A 17434-nucleotide genomic window follows, 5' to 3' on the forward strand; every position below is an offset into this window, starting at 1 on the left:
AGTGTTCCCGGTGTTCCATTTTGCCATTTGCGGAACACCGGGAACACCGGCAGAAAACGGTGCTTTTAGATTGGTGTTCCGCAAAGAGCCAAGCTGGTGGCCGTTCCGATGGGTACGGAACACCGGGAACACCTGGAACACCGCAAAAACAGCATCACCAACAAATGCACCGCGAATCTACGTTAAGTGCTTTAAAGCAATTTCAATTCGACCAGTTTCTAATCGACATTGAAAACGGACATCCGGCTGATGATGGTTGCCGGGTTAACAATATGGCGTGGCATTTTATGCAAACCGAAGGAATGCGCTTTGACGAGGCGATCCATAAAGCAGCCGTCATTGTCGTATCCAGCCAGGTGACGGCATGTGAAGCGGCTTACATCGATGTGATGGATTTATTCAAGAGGTTGACCCAATGACGAAAATTTGACGCCTTGCCGATATTTGCCACCACAAGGATACGTTCAGGGCGGCAATACCGGTTCGATCCATAAGACGTAATCAAATTGATTAACGAAAATAAAGAGGCAACCAATTTATGAGCATTGCAAAAAAACGTATCGATGTCACGATTACACTTGGCTCCGGTAATTTTGGATCGAGCGGATCAAATTCCGTCACGCTGTCGAGGCATCACGTTGTCGCGGACGTCGTTAATGCCGGCGGCGAATCGATGGGCGCTCTACAGATGCGTGTCTATGGTCTCACGCAAGGAATGATGAACCAGTTGACGGTGGTCGGTCCAATTGCTACCGCTACGCGCGATCAAAATAAAATTACCTTGACTGCTGGTGACGATATTACCGGCATGAAAACGCTTTACGTTGGTACGATCGACCAGGCATGGGGCGATTATCATGATGCGCCAGATATTTTCTTTAACCTGGTCGGCCTTGCCGGCCTCGACGCAGCCGTAAAACCCGTTGCCCCGAGCAGTTACCAGGGGGCGGCTGATGTAACGACGATCCTCAGTAGCCTTGCAAAGACTATGGGCGTTGCGCTTGAAAATAACGGGGTATCCGGGCAATTATCGAACCCCTATTTCCCAGGCACAGCACTGACGCAACTCAAAGACTGCGCGCAAGCCGCTGATTTCCGCTACACCCTGGACCTCAGTGTACTGGCAGTCTGGCCAAAAAATGGCTTTCGGGCAGGCCCACCGGTTGTTATCTCTCCGGATACTGGGATGGTCGGCTATCCATCGTTCACGAGTAACGGTCTGACGCTGGTAACGCTGCTCAATCCTGATATTCGACTCGGCGGCCAGGTGAAGGTGCAAAGCTCGCTGGCACCCGCGTGTGGAATATGGACCACGGTTAAAGTATCGCACGCGCTGGAATCGGAGCGCGCCGGCGGATCATGGTTTACTCAAATTGAATGCGTCCCCAATGTCCAATAGTCAAAACGGCGTGCGGGATACCCAATATTTCATTCACGAATAAGTAAGCCAATTCGCACCTCAGCTAGGGTGCCTCTGTCTGAGGCGCCCTGTATTAGTCAACATTAAGCGACTAATACGCCCCCGACGGATTACCTGTTGTCCCGCTCTGGAGTTACAGATACTAAGCCGTCGCGCACGCGGGAGCAACCACCACACCTCAGACCGTCAGATTGGGCAGACCATGGGCCGCACCTCATTACTTACCGCAGATCAGTGGCACGAAATAACCTGGCGCTTGCTTAATTTCGAGTCATGTCGGGCACTAGGCCGGGAGTTCGGTATCTCTGAGGCCGCCATCCGGAAGCAATGCAGCGCGCAGAACCGGCAGATACGAATCGTTGCCAATATGCTGGTGGAATCACAGAGCGCGTTTAAATCGCTTCCTTTGGCGGCTCAGGTGGCAGTTTATAAGCGGGTTGCAGAGTTGACGCGCATCGGCCAGGCGAGACCCGAGGATAGCTAGGGACTGGTAGCCACCAGCAGGTAGCCAGTCTGGTAGCCACGGAAATCAGGGGTGCGGATAGGTTGCCAGACGCTAGGTTGCCACGGAGGTTGCCACAGAAAACAGGCCGCTTGCTGGTTTCCAAAGCCAAGGTTTCCACCCGGGTTTCCACAGAAACAGCGGTTACCAAACAGCCGGTTACCACCTTGGTTACCGCGGTATGAGGGGGAAATAACGCCGCAGTTACCGACGCAATTAGCGCGCAGTAAATGCGCAGATAAAGCCGCATAAAGCCGTAAGTTTCGCAACGTCTTTTACCCCTATCTTCATAGGTAAAAGCGGACAATGCCCCGAACTATTTCGCAACGATAACGCCGCGTTTCGCAACCGAGTAAGTGCGCATTTTTAAGCGAATAAGTGCGCATTGATTGCCCTGCGCCGTAAATGACGAAGCAGATCAGACGATGTCATAACTTATAATTAATGCAACTTTTTAGCGGGAAATTTGAAATGGCTGATGGTTCCGCACTTGCCGATCGTTTTTTCAGGACTGGGCTTCGCTATATCCGTTTCGACATCTGAGGTTAATACGCAACAAATATTGTTAACAATTGCAAAATCGATTATTGTTTCATCGGCAATTTGAGCATTTAACAAGTAATCGTACGTATCATTCGGTTAGCTCCAAGCTCTGCCTTGTTCTTGGAATGACCTGTTTTTTTACTACTTTGTGAGGCATGGCCGGGACTAAGCGCCTCCTTTCTCAACACTTCTTTTTGTCCATTTTTAATCCGGCAAGTTTTGTTTATGTTCCTTCTTTGCGGGATTTGTATGTGCGCTACCGCACAGAATGCCTGGGCAAACTCTTATAAATTCGCACCAGGCGATCAAGAACGGGCAGACCGAATGGTTGTGCATCTCGAATCAACGATTGTATTAACTTGGAAAAAAATGAACAAAACCTTCCGCTCCATCTGGAACCCTGTACTTGGCACCTCTGTCGCCGTTTCTGAAATTACAATGGCATGTGGTAAAAGCGGTAGTTCAATCGCTATGGCTGCCGTCCTTACTTTTTTACCAGTTATGGCCGCACACGCGCAAACAGCTGTAATCAGTGGAACTAATCGGATTAACGCAGGACTGGGCGCTACATCAGGAAACTCACCCACTATCCCTATCTGGACGCCAACCGCGATCACTATCGGCTCATCTGGCGGTAGCGGTACGCTGGCTTTAGCAGGAGGCCAGATTGTTGTTACAAGCGCGAACTCCCAACTTGGCCAACAGGTGGTAAATGGCGTCATAAGCACAGGAACTGCCACAGTAGACGGAGCGGGTACGTTATGGAACGACGCAGGAATTTTTTTGGTTGGAAATGAAGCTACAGGATTGTTGACTATTACTAATGGCGGAAGTGTTTCAGCGGGAACTCTGGCACTGGCCTATCAGGATGTTGCTGCAAGCGGCACAGTACTTGTCACAGGCAGTGGCAGCAGCATTTCGTCGGCCTCTACATTTGATGTGGGATTAGTCGGTATCGGCGTATTAACCGTAAGCAACGGCGGCGTTGCATCTGCCGCTACAATTGGTGTTGCAACCAATGCTGGTTCAAACGGAACAATTAACATCGGTGCTGCCGCAGGCACCCCGGCAGCTGCTGCCGGAACGCTTAACACCAGCGCAGTGGTCTTTGGTGCCGGTACCGGTGCCATTAACTTTAATCATACTAACTCGGCTTATGTCTTCGCTGCGGGGATTAGTGGCGGCACTGTCTATTCCACGATCAACCAGTACGCTGGCGTGACCACCCTGACCGGTGACAGCAGCGGCTTTGCGGGAACAACCTACATCGGCGGCGGCACGTTGGGTGTGACCGGCAAACTTGGAAGTACTAATATCACTGTCCAGGGACTTACAGGAAGTCCTGGAACATTTGACATCGAGGGCGCAGGCCAGGTAAAAACGTCTTCCCTGGGAATTGGCGCTAGTGCTGCGAATGGCGTGCTAACCGTGAATGGTCCGAACTCTTCTCTGCGTGTCACAAGTGGGACGACTATCGCTCAAGGTGTCAACGCGCTGGGGACGTTGAATGTCAGCAATGGTGGCAGCATCATTTTGAATTCTCTCATCGCTGGTTCGGGGGTGGGTGCTCATCCTGCGGCAGCAACAATCAATATTACCAGCGGTGGCACATTAACCACTGGCATGGCGGATTTGAGTAACTATAATGGCGCCTTTTATGGTGGTACCGGTAAAGGTACTTTGACATTCAACGTAACGGGAGCCGGTTCCAGCTGGACGGATAAGAGCAGCACTTCAGCAATCATGGGCAACAACACTGGTACTGCTGTATTGACCATTGGCGACGGCGGTAGCGTTACGCTTGCCGCGCCCCTCACGCTGGCGAACAGTGTGGGGTCGACAGGCACCATTAACATCGGCGCTGCGGCAACCAGCGCAGCAACAGGCTCCGGCACGCTGAACACCAGTGCCGTCAATTTCGGCGCCGGCACCGGCACCATCAATTTTAATCACACCAATGCCAGCTATACCTTTGCACCGGTCATCAGCGGTGCCGGCCGCGTCAACGTACTCGCCGGCCATACCATCTTCACCGCCGCCAGCACCTATACCGGCCCGACCACGATCACCGGCGGTACGCTGTCGGTGAACGGCTCAATCGCCAGTTCAGCGGTCACGGTCAGCAACGGCGGCACGCTCGGTGGCAACGGCACGGTCGGCAGCGTCACGGCATTGGCCGGGGGCAATGTCGGCCCCGGCAACAGCATCGGCACCTTGACCGTCAACGGCAATTACAGTCAGGCCGCAGGGTCCATCTACCAGGTCGAAGTCAATCCGAACAACAGCAGTTCGGACCGCATCAATGTGCTCGGTAGCGCCACGTTAGCCAGCGGGTCGCTGCTCAATGTCACGCAAAATCCGGCCGGGCTGTACACGCTGGGTACCCGCTACACGGTGCTCAATGCCACCGGCGGCGTCACCGGCACCTATGGCCTGACAGGGGCCATCCGTACCGCTTTCGTCCAGCTGTATGATACCTACGATGCCAACAATGTCTACCTGACTGCCGAGCAGCAACGCAGTTTTGCGTCGGCCGGCGGCACCCGCAACCAACTCGCCACGGCACGCAGCCTCGACAGCATGAACAGCAGCAATGCGCTGGTGAATGCCATGGCATGGTCGGCCACGAATGCGGATGCCAACCATGCGTCTGACCAGCTCTCCGGTGAAATCCATGCGTCAGTCAACAGCAACCTGCTGCAGGACAGCCGTTACGTGCGCGATGCCGCCAACGACCGTCTGATCGGCGCGCTGTGTTCACCCGGTGCCGATACGCTGACTGCCGCCGGCACCCCGGCCCAACCGGCCGGTTGCAGCACTTCATCTGACAGCGTAGCCTGGAGCCGCGTGTTCGGTTCTACCGGGCGCAACAGCAGCGATGGCAATGCGGCACAACTCAACCACGGGATTGCCGGCTTCTTCGTCGGTGCTGACACCGGTGTGGCGGGTGGCTGGCGTGTCGGTGGCCTGTTCGGTTACAGCCAGAGCACCAATTATGATGATGCGGTCAATTCCAGTGCCAGAACCGATGATTACCATGTCGGTGTGTATGGCGGCAACCGCTGGAACAATACCAGCGTGCGGGTCGGTGCGGCGTATACCGCGCACCGGGTCGACAGCCAGCGCAGCGTCGGCTTTGCCGGCTTCAGTGACCGTCTGATGACCAAGTACAATGCCACCACCTCCCAGGTGTTTGCCGAAGTCGGCCAGCAGATCGCAATGAACAAGCTGGTGCTGGAACCGTTTGTTGGCGTGGCCTATGTGAACGTGCACAGCGATGCATTCAGCGAGAGCGGTGGCCTGGCAGCACTGAGCGGCTCGGGCAGCACGATCAATTCGACCTTCGGTACGCTGGGCGTACGCTCGGGTACCGCCATCACCGAATCGACCCGTTTGCGCGGCATGGTCGGCTGGCGTCATGCGTTTGGTGCCGGTACGCCATCGGTGACCGAAACCCTGGCCGGCAGCACCCCGTTTACCGTCTACGGTATTCCGCTGGCCAGCAATGTCGGTGTGGTCGAAGCGGGCATTGAAACCCAGATCAACACCAACGCGGTACTGAACGTCGGTTATTCCGGCCAGTTCGGCAATGGCGTGCGCGACAATGGTTTCAAGGCCACCGTGGCCTGGAAGTTCTGATGCCTGGGTAGCAAAACCCAGCATCGATGAAAGCTGCAACCTCTTGACGGAGGTTGCAGCTTTTTTTATGTCCGGCGCATGGACCGCTTTGCGCCAGCAGGACAGCGATCGATACAGCAATTGCAGTACTGGACAACTATTTGGATTACCTGGCGCTGGTCCGCACCCAGTCCGCACCCTCAACGCGCAAGGCAAAGCGCGGACATACTGGTTCGCACTTCGTTGGTTCGCAGCGAGGTTCGCACCTCAACGCGGGATAGCAGGCGCGAACCCACCAGCGTACAGGCAATTTTCGAGACCGTCAGTTTGGGAATGTTCGGACTATCGCCTGATCTGTAACAGATCGCCTGTAACAACCGGTGTAACAGCAAAATTGGGTACGCAGCAACCTGGTACGCAGGCCGGTACGCACAGAAACGCCGGTATCCAAAAGTTGGTATCCACTCTGGTATCCACGGAAAGGGGGGTGTATCCAAATTTGGTTATACCCCGCATCGCCTACCGAGAACACCAAAATGGGGGTCTCGATGGCGTTCATAAATCACCAGTGACCCGCATGATGCTTGCCCGCGATATGCCGTAGGTCCGTGCCAGGGCGCTGATCGATGATCCAGCCTTATGCTGGCTGACAATCTCAGCCCGTTGCGCATCAGTCGTTTTCGTTGGCCGCCCCAATACTTTTCCCTCAGCTTTGGCGCGTGCCAGGCCAGATTGCGTGCGCTCTACCAAAAGATCACGTTCCATTTCAGCGATGGCGGCCAGCATGGTCAACATCAGCTTGCCAGCCGGTGAGGCCAGATCGAGGGTGCCCAGTTGCAAAACGATGACCACGATCTTGCGTTTGGCGAGGTCTTTAATAGTTGCCCCAACGTCCTGCGCATCGCGGCCCAATCGATCCAGCTTGGAGACCACCAGCGTTTCCCCTTCACGTATCTGACCGAGCAACGCCTTGAACTGGGGGCGCTGGCTGGCCGATACCTTTCCGCTGACACCTTCATCCGCAAACCAGTAATCCACCTTGTAACCGGCCTTTTCAATATCCAGCGTTTGATTGGCAGTGGTCTGGTCTTTCGTGCTGACCCGGCTGTAAGCGAAGATTGACATGGCATGTCCTTAAGTGGGTTGTCCGTAGTCGTCCATGGGCATACAGGGACGTACAAAGGCGTTCATTAAGGGCATGAATATATATGAACATGCACAAAATGTAAAAGGCTATATTTTGAACGTGTAAAACCGGCTGTTTTTTACCTGTTCATATACGGTCGTTTTTGAACAGCAACAAACAGCGAGAACAAAATATTTCTCTTAATGCAATATCAGGATAAATAGAAATTAGTAAGATTTATAGCAACTTTTATTATTAAAATGAGAAACGGAAATAATTAGAAAATATATAGGATTGTCGTCCTCGACCTGTTTCATAAGAAGATAAAAAATGAACCTACAATTGCACCGACTTAGTTTTCTCGCAGGCATTCTATTGATAGGCGCGAGTCAGGCGAATGCTCAACAAAGTTATACCTTTACAGACCTAGGTAACAGAAGCGCTGCCTATGCCATCAATAATGCTGGTCAGGTAGCGGGGGTTACTAGTCCCAGCAACGGTTATTACGAGGCCACCGTGTGGAATGGCACTACGGCGACCAGCTTGGGAAGCGTGAGTGCCTATGCCATCAACAATGCTGGCCAAGTTGTGGGAACTTCCATCGCCATCGGTCGAGGTTTCATTGCCGCAAAGTGGGACATTGCTGGCAGTCGCGTTACGACGACCCAGTTGGAAGGAGATGCGGCCACCGCCTATGCCATCAACGATGCCGGTCAAGTAGCGGGCCGTAATAATAATTATATTGCCACTGTGTGGAATGGCACCACGGCGACCAGCCTAGGCAATGGAGTCGCCGATGCAATCAACAATGTCGGCCAAGTAGCGGGGTATTCCATGGACAGCAATTATAACGCTACTGCCACTGTGTGGAATGGCACCACGGCGACCAGCTTGGGGAAAGGCGTCGTCAGGGCCATCAATAATGCCGGCCAGATGGCGGGTTTTTCCGGCAGTGATTGGGTTAGCGGTACCGCCACCATATGGAATGGGACCACGGCGACGAGCTTGGGAAGCGGTATTGCCTATGCCATAAACAATGTCGGCCAAGTGGTGGGGCAATCCTACGACACCTATGCTGCCACTTTGTGGAATGGCACCACGGCAACCAATCTCAACAGTTTCCTGACCACCAGCGAAATCAATGCTGGCTGGACCCTGGTAGAAGCCGACGGTATCAACGATAGCGGTTCGATCGTTGGACAAGCCCACAACAACTTGACCAATGAAGCACATGCTTTCTCACTAATCGTCAGTTCTGTACCTGAGCCAGAAACCTACGCGATGCTGCTGGGCGGCCTGGCATTGATTGGCGTCATGGTCCGTCGTCGCAAGTCTTTGTAACATTGCTAGTTAGGCGGTTAACTTGATGTCAAGGTAAATGCCCCACAAGGGACTTCTTCATGCCTGGCGATTCGTTGAAGGCCAGTAAATTGACGAAAGCGGAAAAGGCAGGTTAGCGGCATTTTCTAGCCGAATCATTTTTATGATGAAATGGCCCCACCGTAACGGAAAAGACTTAAGGAATTATTTTTGCATCCATATATGCATCCATAAAAGAATTTCAAATTAAACATAATCATATTAATCAATGACTTGTGTTGTTTTTTAGATTCCGGCTCTCGCACCAAGAAACATAGTAGTAGGTCAGCATAAAGCGTCGCAAACCAAGTAAACACTGGTTCTGCGACGTTTTTGCATTCCGGCCTAAAATCTTAAAATATTCCTAAAAATTGTTTTTTACTTTAATCTCTTACGAAAATATCATGTAAAGATTGCGGATGACTAGCGTCACCCTGGAGCAAACCATGCATGAAATTTATAACGTTCAGGCCTATAAATCGCCCATGTGCCTTCGCAATCTACATTCATTACCTGACGCCGTGGTGCAGCACTTTCAGCCGCAATTTCTAGGTATCCCAAGATCGTTGATCAGGCGCTTTCATGAGTATTCTTGATCAAACTTTAAATAAGATTGATCGAGCGTGCTGCAAATGGCCATTAGTGGGAATGATCCAGATACCGCAAAGTCGAGATGCGTACTAGGTCGCAGATCAAGCCAGTGTCCAAAATGCATGTTTGTTTAGCCCTGCACCTCAATCGGAATTCTCTTACGCTTTCCGTCATGTTACTCACTCGGGAACTTTGGCTGCCTCATCAGCATCGCATCTTCCACTCCGCTCACTTCCTGGATTTTCTTCAATAGTCGCCGGCATGTGCGCATTTCCCTTGAGTTTGCTAGCTCTGTTGCAGTATTAAGGGAACGCTCAATTTCGATCATGCGTAGTAAGTTGCTATTGAGTTGATGCGTTAATTCGAATGACTCCAGCGCCAATTCTTCCAACTCAAGAAGCTGATCTGACTTACTTTCAAATAAGTGCCGATAATGAATATGGCGCAGTTTTCGTTTGATTGTTTTAACTATCTCTGGGAGTAATAAGGTGCGCATTTCGCTCCTCCCCGATATACCCCCGACACGAAGGTCAGGGGCAAATAAGTTAATCACATACAACCATTAGATCGCTACAAAATGTTCACTTCGATTCTTCGCGGTTTGGCTTGTTCGAGCTTCGGCATGTGAAGCGTCAGGACTCCGTCATTAATGGATGCAGCAATTTGCGCCGCATCCAGTTCGCGGCTTAAAGTAAAAGTGCGCTTGTAATGTGCCGCCCGAATTTCGGCATAGACTGGCGCTACAGTTTCCCCCTCTCCTAAAGTTAAGGCGCCCTCAATGATTAGCAGGTCCGCATCTACTCGAATCGCTAGGTTTTCTTTGGTGACGCCTGGCAAGTCGGCTGTGAGCGTGATGCCATTTTCATCCTCGATTACATCAACGAGCGGAAATAAGGATTTTTCATCGTTGATATTGGACTTGTACTGCGCTAGTTCTTGTTTGGTATCCATGTCGAATCCTCCTCTCGATAACAATCGGTTAAATAACGTTATGCACTTCGATGCGGCGGGGTTTCGTAGATTCTCGCTTCGCAATGACGACACGCAGCACCCCATTTTTGTACGTAGCATTGACATGCTCGGCGTCTACATCTTCTGGCAGGCTAATGACGCGTTTAAATGCGCCATTGAAACGCTCACGAGCATATATGCTCAGTTTTTCCTGCCGGTCCGCGGGCACCGCGCTTTTGCGCTCACCTGCGATGATGAGCAGCCCTTTATCGACGGTGAGTTCTAGTTTAGAGGTATCAATCCCGGGTGCTAATGCGTAGATTTCTATGGCGTCATCAGTAGTGCACATATTGATGGACGGAAACGTGCCACGACGTACCGCACGAATACTGGAAGGCGAATCTAACACCCCAAAAAATTGTTCGAACTGGCGTTGAATATCGCCAAGCTCAGAAAATAAATTATTGGGAAATTGCATAGAAGACGAGAACATGATGCATCCACTCCTTTCCATTTATCAGAAAATAAATACGAAAGATTCGCTTACGACTATCGCGGAACTCTCGACCGATTGGCAAATTATCCGCTACTACGCGGATAATTCCTCCACCGCTTCCAATATAGGATCCACCTAAACGCGTTTCAAGACCCCCTATTTCAAATATGTAGCTGTTTGGACACTTGTCCATTTAAGCTTTTTATTTAAAAATTTCGCTCGCTTCTAAAGACGGCCATACCTTCGCCGGTAGCGGTTTTTTGCGCCTTATGATCATTGGTAAAGGGCTGTTGAAAAAACGAGAGGAATGAGACGATAGTTAATTACTGTCTCCCAACCTGAAGGTGCAAGGAATTTTTTAATCAATAACAAAGTTTTATAGATTTACTATAACGTAAGCCTCATATTTGCATCCGTTTAGGGTGCGGTTCCCTTGGGAAAGTTGCAAAATGGCAAATAACAATAGTATGTATAGGCCTTGATTCGAACTAACATTAGCCCTCGTCAATTTGTGTTAAAGGTTGAGCATGAAACTCTCAACTCGAGTAAGGCCCATTAGTTACCTCAAGAATCACACCAAAGCAATTATTAGGGCCATTGTGGGAAATCCTGAGCCTGTGTCACCCAAAATGGCGAAGGGAAGCTGACCATCCTGTCCGTGAAAAATTTTGAAGAACAATAAGAAACGCATGCGTATGCTTGCATTGAGCAAAGTCATCCCTGTTTTTGTTCAAAGCCAGAAATACTTCAACACACAAACGCATCAACGGCCTATCGAATGTCAATCCGATAGGCCGTCGTTTTTTTTAAACGCAGTTCTTTGGGTCTGCGTAATCAGCAACGCATCACAGTAATATTGTCCGACAGTCGCCTCACTTACTGAATGAAAGTTTGGCCCCTAAGATTGGAAGCAAACCATGCATAGACGGCGCATCGCCAAACAATACTGCGCCTAAAACTTTGCTGACCAGATAAAAATACCTGAATCAATGCTTAGTATCGGGTTTATCCATACCATCTTTGTCCATACCCTCTTTATCCATCGTGCTTTTATGCATCTTTTTCTTCATTGTCTTCTTTTTCGTAGTTGGATTGGCCATTGAACCGTTGTCCATCGCGCCGCTCGAGGATGCATCTGTCCCCATACTGCTATTTGGCATTGCAGGTGCGTTTTGAGCCATCGCTGCGCCTGAACCGAAAGCCATCAATACTGCAAGACTCATAAGATATTTCTTCATTTTTCGCTCCAATATAAAAACGCACACTACGAGGTGCAAACCGTCGGAGAATCATTAATATTGTGTTTCACCGAAAAAAGTAGACTCCTTGCTCAGCACCGCACACCGCGTGGCGATAGAAAAGTCACTGAATAACTTAATGATCTTTGCCGCTGAATAATTTGGAAATTAAGTAACCGGCAGCCAAGGCCATACCAACCGCTACAACCGGACTGGTGCGGACATATTGGCGTCCAGTATCCGCAAATCGTTGATAGGCAGCACTCAGTTCGCGCGTGTGTTGCGTAAGCGACTCTGTGGCGTCGGTCAGTGCGCTGGATACTTGGTCGACACTCGTGTGTGCACCATTTGCCATGCGATCAATGGCTGGCCGCACTGTGTCGGAAGCCTTATCAATCGCACTGTGAAGGTCCGCACTCTTCTCTTTAACCATGCCATTAATACCGTCACCGGTTTGGTCTACAACCTTGGTAAGCTCTGGCGTTGTGTCCATGATCTTCTCCAATATTAAAAAAATAAGATGGCATAGGTCGCGTAATTAGTCGGCTCTTAAAAGCCCACGATGGCGTAATAAAAAACGTGTCGTCTTTTAGTGCCCTAGTAGCACTTTAAGAAGCACTGCAACAGGCGCTTTAATACTCAGCAGATACTTGTGTATTAGGTATGGCATCAGATGACTTTTTCTGTTGGCCCAAATTCGTGACAGGTTTCTGGCTCCTGTATAGGTTGATGTTTGCCAGATACACATCGGGTAAATGTCACATCAACTCTCGCATCGCTGCGCTCGCACACTGCCCCCATCTTTTGTTGCGGACGCGTGATGCAAAGCCCTCACTTCACTTACTGTGACAAATCATAATAGATTACCGGATGATCACTATCAGCTAAACACTGATACTTAAGTAGGAGTTCGATAAGGATGAGGTAGGAGATTTGGTGAAAATCGCGGTAACGTGCCGACATTCAAGAGCGGATTGTGCATTTGATGTCAGTAACGCGCCTTACTCACATACGAGACCAGCCATCGCGGAAAAAAATGGGACGATGAGTGACAAATTACATCGGTGATGACAATAGGTGCGGCGCCCTGCAAAGTAACCCTTTGCAAAGTATGCGAATGAAGCCGTAAAGCGAAGTACGAGCAACTTTTTCAAATTTGACAATTAAGCATAAAAAGTAGAATAAAAACAAAAAAAGTCATGCTGATTTAAAAATCAGCATGACTTAATTTACCGTCGGTAACGCAGTTACTCAATACAAGTAAAATAAAAGCGCCAACACCGTCATTGACTACAAATTGGAAGAACAAACTCCGCCCGGGGCTAGCAAGCGTTTTGCGCTTTCTTCGTCGTATTCATATTCGCGCAAAATCTCCGCACTATGCTCACCCAATCCCGGTGGCAAGCGTGTGACATCCGGTGGCGAAGCGCTCATGCGTAAAGGATTGCGTCCGATCAACAATTTACCTTCAGTCGGATGCTCTTGCACACTCCAGAAATCGACACTCTTCAAATGAGGATCTTCACGCAGGTCTTCAATGCTGTTAACTGGGGAGAACGGAATATCTTCCGGCGTCAGCAGACGTAACCATTCGGCATTGGTTTTAAGGCCTATCTGACGCTCAATCTCATCCCATACTGCACGGAAATGTTGCTGACGCGAGGCGAACAGCGTAAAACGCGGATCGTCCATTATTTCCGGCGCACCTGCCAACTCAAAGAACCGCCGCCAGTGCGAATCCGAATACGGCAGCAAAGACAAATAGCCATCAAGCGTTTTATATGGTCGGCGGGCCGCAGCCACTACGGGCGCATATCCCATGTCACCGATTGGCGGCTCAAAAATATGCCCCCATTGGTGTTCGATCATATTGAACGAGGCCATGGTTTCAAACATCGGCACTTCCACTTCCTGACCTTCTCCAGTGCGCAGACGGTGCATCATCGCGAGCACGATCGCATAAGCCGCATGGACGCCACTAATTTTGTCAGCGACAATTGTCGGGATGTAACGTGGCTGTCCTGCGACTACCTCCTGCAACATTGCCAGACCTGACGCAGCCTGAATAATGTCATCATAAGCAGGACGTCCACCATACTCACCATCGTCGCCATAACCGGTAACGTGGCAATACACCAGACCCGGATGGGTTTTGGCGAGCGTGGCGTAATCAAGCCCAAGGCGAGCGGCTGCCGGTGTGCGCATTGAGTGCAACAGCACATCCGTTTTGGCTAATAAGCGATGCAGGATTTCGCGCCCTTCCGGACGCTTCAAATCGACCACAATACTGCGCTTGCTACGATTACTTGTCAGAAAAAATGCGCCCATGCGCGGCGAACGGCGCGGTCCGATTGAGCGGGTTAAATCGCCTTCCGGTGGCTCAAGCTTGATCACATCGGCACCCATATCGCCGAGATACTGTCCCGCCACAGGGCCAAATACCATCGATGCTATTTCGAGTACGCGGATACCGTCAAGTGGCCGCTTTTTGGTAGAATTTTTCATGGTCTACAGCACCGCAACGGGAGCGAGAGGACTACCGGTAGCGCCAACAATCGGCAGCGCGCTGGCAACGAATAAGAACGCAAAACGACCGCTGGCAACCAGTGGATCAAGCATTAGGCCTTCCAACAGCGGCACGCCAAAATCGCGGATCAGTAATTGATGTACCGGAAATACTGTTCCCTTTGCAAACGGCAACACTTCTACCGCGAAGTTATCCGCACCCACCACTGCAACCTCGCGCTCAGCCAACCAGCGTCCAGCTTCGACGTCAATACCCGGCTCAACGTCAAAGGAGACATTCTTCACGCCTTTTTGCGATTCCAGCCAACCTGTGCGCAGTAATACTGCATCGCCCTGCTCTATCTGAAGACCGGCCAAAGCGGCAGCGGCTTCGAGGTCGGCGCGGCTGATCACCTCGCCCGGAACCAATACGCGTCCTTTTAAACGGACCAGATCAAGCAACACACCGCGCGTGACGATAGGTGGCATCTTTTCGACGCCTAATTTAGAAGCGCCGGTAGTGCTGCGAATAGTGTCGCTGGAAAAACCGTTATATAGTTCATCGTCATACCACGCGTGGCACAACGCATCCACGTGAGTACCGATATGCAATGGCATGATGACTGAGTCTTCAGCAAACTGGAAGCCTTCAGGACGCCCCGCGCCCGCAGCATAATCACCACCATCACGGCCCATAAAATGTTGCAAACCACAACGATGAGCAGGCACCGGCGTCTTTGACGATAGCAATTGTGCAAGACGTAATACTTCACCTGTCTGCACCAATCCGGTGGCGCGGCGCACCTGATCCGGTCCGATAAAATTCAGCGCGCCACGTTCGTCGTCGTCGCCCCAGCGCTTCCATGTATTTTCAATCATCGTATTCTTTCTTCAAGTGAGGGTGGTTGGCGCAACGCGCCACTACAAATTCATTAAGGCCGGTAACCCAAGCGTACCGACAAGCGCCGTGCCGCATCGCTCAAACGCGCTACCGCCGGATCATCCGGAGTAAAACACACTGCTGCGCCCATCATCGTCAGCGCCAGCACAATCGATCCCGAAGCATCGAATACGGGCGCACTGACAGCGTTCACGCCCAGATCATTGATATCGATCATGATCGCATCATCTATCGCCCCCAGCCGGCGTTCGCGCACCAACGCCAAGTGTTCTTCCACCGCTGCACGGGTGTTAAATGGCGAATCGGGAATATGTTGTACCGCGGCGATTTCTGCGTCCAGATAGCGTGCCGTCAACTGTGGCGCTGAAAAGGCAGCAAACACTTTGCCGGTAGCAGAACCCAGTAACGGTAACACCATCCCGCAACGCAAGCGCACATCAAGCGGTTGGCGTGCTTCTACCCACCAGATGAGGGTCGGGCCAAGGTTGCCCCAGACGCCTAAACCGACAGTTTTATCTGTTTCACGATTCAACTCTTCCAGACAAGGCCGCGCTAACTGAACAGCGTTCAATGTGGCGACGTTACCGGAGCCCAAGTCAGCGTTGGGCGCATGCGGATGTACGACCATGTATTTGCCCGCGCCAAAAGCCAGCGGCTTGCGCGAGGTCCCGAGAATGCGATCAACACGGCCTAGAAAAAGCAAGTGGTCGCCGCCCGGATACGTGGCTTCAGTGCTGCATTCAAGATATGCCGAGCAACCATCAATGAGCGGCAAGCCATCGATGCCCGGCGTGATAGCGATCCCCTCAAAACGACCAGGGCCGGATTTAGCGAAGCGATTAGAGACATCGACTTGCTCTTCCGATAATATATTGACGACAAACCGTTTCGTTTTGCTATACACAGGAAAACTGGTCGCATTGGTACGCACGCTCCAGACGATAAGCGGTGGATCGAGCGAGACCGAATTGAACGAATTGACCGTCATGCCGATTGGTGCACCGTCCTCATCAAGCGCCGTGATTACCGTCACGCCAGTGACAAAGGCTCCAAGGCAACGGCGCAACTCGGCTGGATCAATGGGTGACACTTGCGGCGACACTTGCGGCGATGCTAACAAAGAATCACTCATGGAGGCTGGTATCTTTCAATGGAATAGAGGGTTCGGAAAGCGCACGGCGAAAGCCGGCTTTGACCACATTTGCAACCAAAGGGTCGCTTCCCACCAAAGGCAAACGTGCGATCTCGAATCGGTCGGCAACCCAACCACACAAGCCACGCCGGAAGGACATGACGCAAACAATAAAGATCGCGCCCTGAATCATTGTGACCCATGATCCAAAACCGGCAAGGTAAGTGCTAATCACCACTAACACGAAAGCCCCGATAATCGGACCAAACAGCGTACCTACGCCGCCAACCAACGTCATCAGAATCACATCGCCAGATACTGACCAGTTAACATCGTTGAGTGTCGCAAGCTGAAACACCAGCGTCTTGGTCGCACCGGCTAGTCCAGCCAGCGCAGCCGACAAGACAAACACCAGCAACTTAATCCGCTCAACCCGATAACCCAACGAAATAGCCCGCGGTTCATTTTCACGAATTGCCTTGAGTACCTGACCGAATGGCGAATGCACGACGCGATAAATCAGCGCGAAGCCACCGATACAGATCGCCAGCACGGTGTAATACATCGCCAAGGGTTGGTTGAGGTTAATGACGCCAAAAAGATGACCGCGCGGGATCGCCTGAATGCCATCTTCGCCACCAGTAAAACCACCAGCCTGTAAATAGAAGAAATACAGCATTTGGGCCAACGCTAACGTCACCATCGCGAAATAAATACCTTGACGTCGAATCGACAGCCAGCCGAACACCACACCTAGTACCGTCGCAGCCAGTGTGCCAAGCACAATCCCAACCTCCGGATTAATGCCCCAATACTTCATTGAGTAGCCGGTTACGTAGGCCGCAGTACCAAAAAACGAAGCATGCCCGAAGGACAGCAAGCCGCCATAACCGAACAGCAAATTGAACGCTGCAGCAAGCAACGCAAAACACAAGGCCTTCATCATAAAGACCGGATAGAGCCCGATAAAAGGACTCACCAGCGCAAGCAGCAACATCAAAGCGGCGATGATCAGTGGCGCATTTTTTTGTGCAAGATCGGATTGCATCAAC

At 51.3% G+C, this 17434-nt stretch carries 14 protein-coding genes; 4 read left to right on the forward strand and 10 right to left on the reverse strand.

The features are described from left to right. The first annotated feature begins 20 nt into the window (after positions 1-20). The 3 genes from ACXX82_RS06480 (at position 21) to ACXX82_RS06490 (ending at position 6104) form a co-directional block, all read left to right on the forward strand. A complete protein-coding gene (locus ACXX82_RS06480) occupies positions 21-419 on the forward strand; it encodes a hypothetical protein (RefSeq protein ID WP_458562634.1) in 399 nt (132 codons plus the stop codon). 119 nt (positions 420-538) lie between these two features. After that, entirely contained in the window at positions 539-1399 is an 861-nt protein-coding gene (locus ACXX82_RS06485) for a baseplate hub protein (RefSeq protein ID WP_458562635.1), read from the forward strand. A 1435-nt stretch (positions 1400-2834) separates the two neighbouring features. Further along, positions 2835-6104, forward strand: a complete 3270-nt coding sequence (locus tag ACXX82_RS06490) for an autotransporter domain-containing protein (protein ID WP_458562636.1) — start codon at positions 2835-2837, stop codon at positions 6102-6104. Between the two features lie 534 nt (positions 6105-6638). Here ACXX82_RS06490 and ACXX82_RS06495 read toward each other — a convergent pair. Continuing rightward, entirely contained in the window at positions 6639-7208 is a 570-nt protein-coding gene (locus ACXX82_RS06495; protein ID WP_458562637.1) for a recombinase family protein, read from the reverse strand. A gap of 331 nt (positions 7209-7539) precedes the next feature. Here ACXX82_RS06495 and ACXX82_RS06500 point away from each other — a divergent pair, with 331 nt between their 5' ends. Beyond that, the gene (locus ACXX82_RS06500; RefSeq protein ID WP_458562638.1) at positions 7540-8550 is read left to right on the forward strand and encodes a PEP-CTERM sorting domain-containing protein; all 1011 of its coding nucleotides are present in this window, start codon (positions 7540-7542) and stop codon (positions 8548-8550) included. 784 nt (positions 8551-9334) lie between these two features. On the opposite strand, the gene ACXX82_RS06505 is transcribed toward ACXX82_RS06500, so the two are convergent. The 9 genes from ACXX82_RS06505 to ACXX82_RS06545 form a co-directional block, all read right to left on the reverse strand. Further along, the gene (locus tag ACXX82_RS06505; protein ID WP_322232893.1) at positions 9335-9655 is read right to left on the reverse strand and encodes a hypothetical protein; all 321 of its coding nucleotides are present in this window, start codon (positions 9653-9655) and stop codon (positions 9335-9337) included. Between the two features lie 74 nt (positions 9656-9729). After that, complete coding sequence (locus ACXX82_RS06510; protein ID WP_322232895.1) at positions 9730-10110, reverse strand: Hsp20/alpha crystallin family protein; 381 nt, start codon at positions 10108-10110, stop codon at positions 9730-9732. 28 nt (positions 10111-10138) lie between these two features. Next, a complete protein-coding gene (locus tag ACXX82_RS06515; protein WP_458562639.1) occupies positions 10139-10603 on the reverse strand; it encodes an Hsp20/alpha crystallin family protein in 465 nt (154 codons plus the stop codon). Between the two features lie 989 nt (positions 10604-11592). Continuing rightward, positions 11593-11844, reverse strand: coding sequence for a hypothetical protein (locus ACXX82_RS06520; protein ID WP_323505921.1), 252 nt, complete (start codon positions 11842-11844; stop codon positions 11593-11595). Positions 11845-11980: 136 nt separating this feature from the next. After that, positions 11981-12337 (reverse strand): hypothetical protein, encoded by a 357-nt coding sequence (locus ACXX82_RS06525; protein ID WP_322232901.1) that lies wholly within the window; start codon positions 12335-12337, stop codon positions 11981-11983. Between the two features lie 797 nt (positions 12338-13134). Beyond that, the gene (locus tag ACXX82_RS06530; protein ID WP_323505920.1) at positions 13135-14349 is read right to left on the reverse strand and encodes a CaiB/BaiF CoA transferase family protein; all 1215 of its coding nucleotides are present in this window, start codon (positions 14347-14349) and stop codon (positions 13135-13137) included. A gap of 3 nt (positions 14350-14352) precedes the next feature. Then, positions 14353-15228: a cyclase family protein gene (locus ACXX82_RS06535; protein WP_322232905.1), complete on the reverse strand. Its 876-nt coding sequence runs from the start codon at positions 15226-15228 to the stop codon at positions 14353-14355. 53 nt (positions 15229-15281) lie between these two features. Beyond that, on the reverse strand, positions 15282-16382 hold the full coding sequence (locus ACXX82_RS06540; protein ID WP_323505919.1) for a flavin reductase: 1101 nt from the start codon (positions 16380-16382) through the stop codon (positions 15282-15284). Then, positions 16375-17430: a branched-chain amino acid ABC transporter permease gene (locus ACXX82_RS06545; protein ID WP_322240195.1), complete on the reverse strand. Its 1056-nt coding sequence runs from the start codon at positions 17428-17430 to the stop codon at positions 16375-16377. Before ACXX82_RS06545 ends, ACXX82_RS06540 begins: the two co-directional genes overlap by 8 nt. Positions 17431-17434: the final 4 nt, after the last annotated feature.

Source organism: Glaciimonas sp. GNP009, from assembly GCF_054343755.1.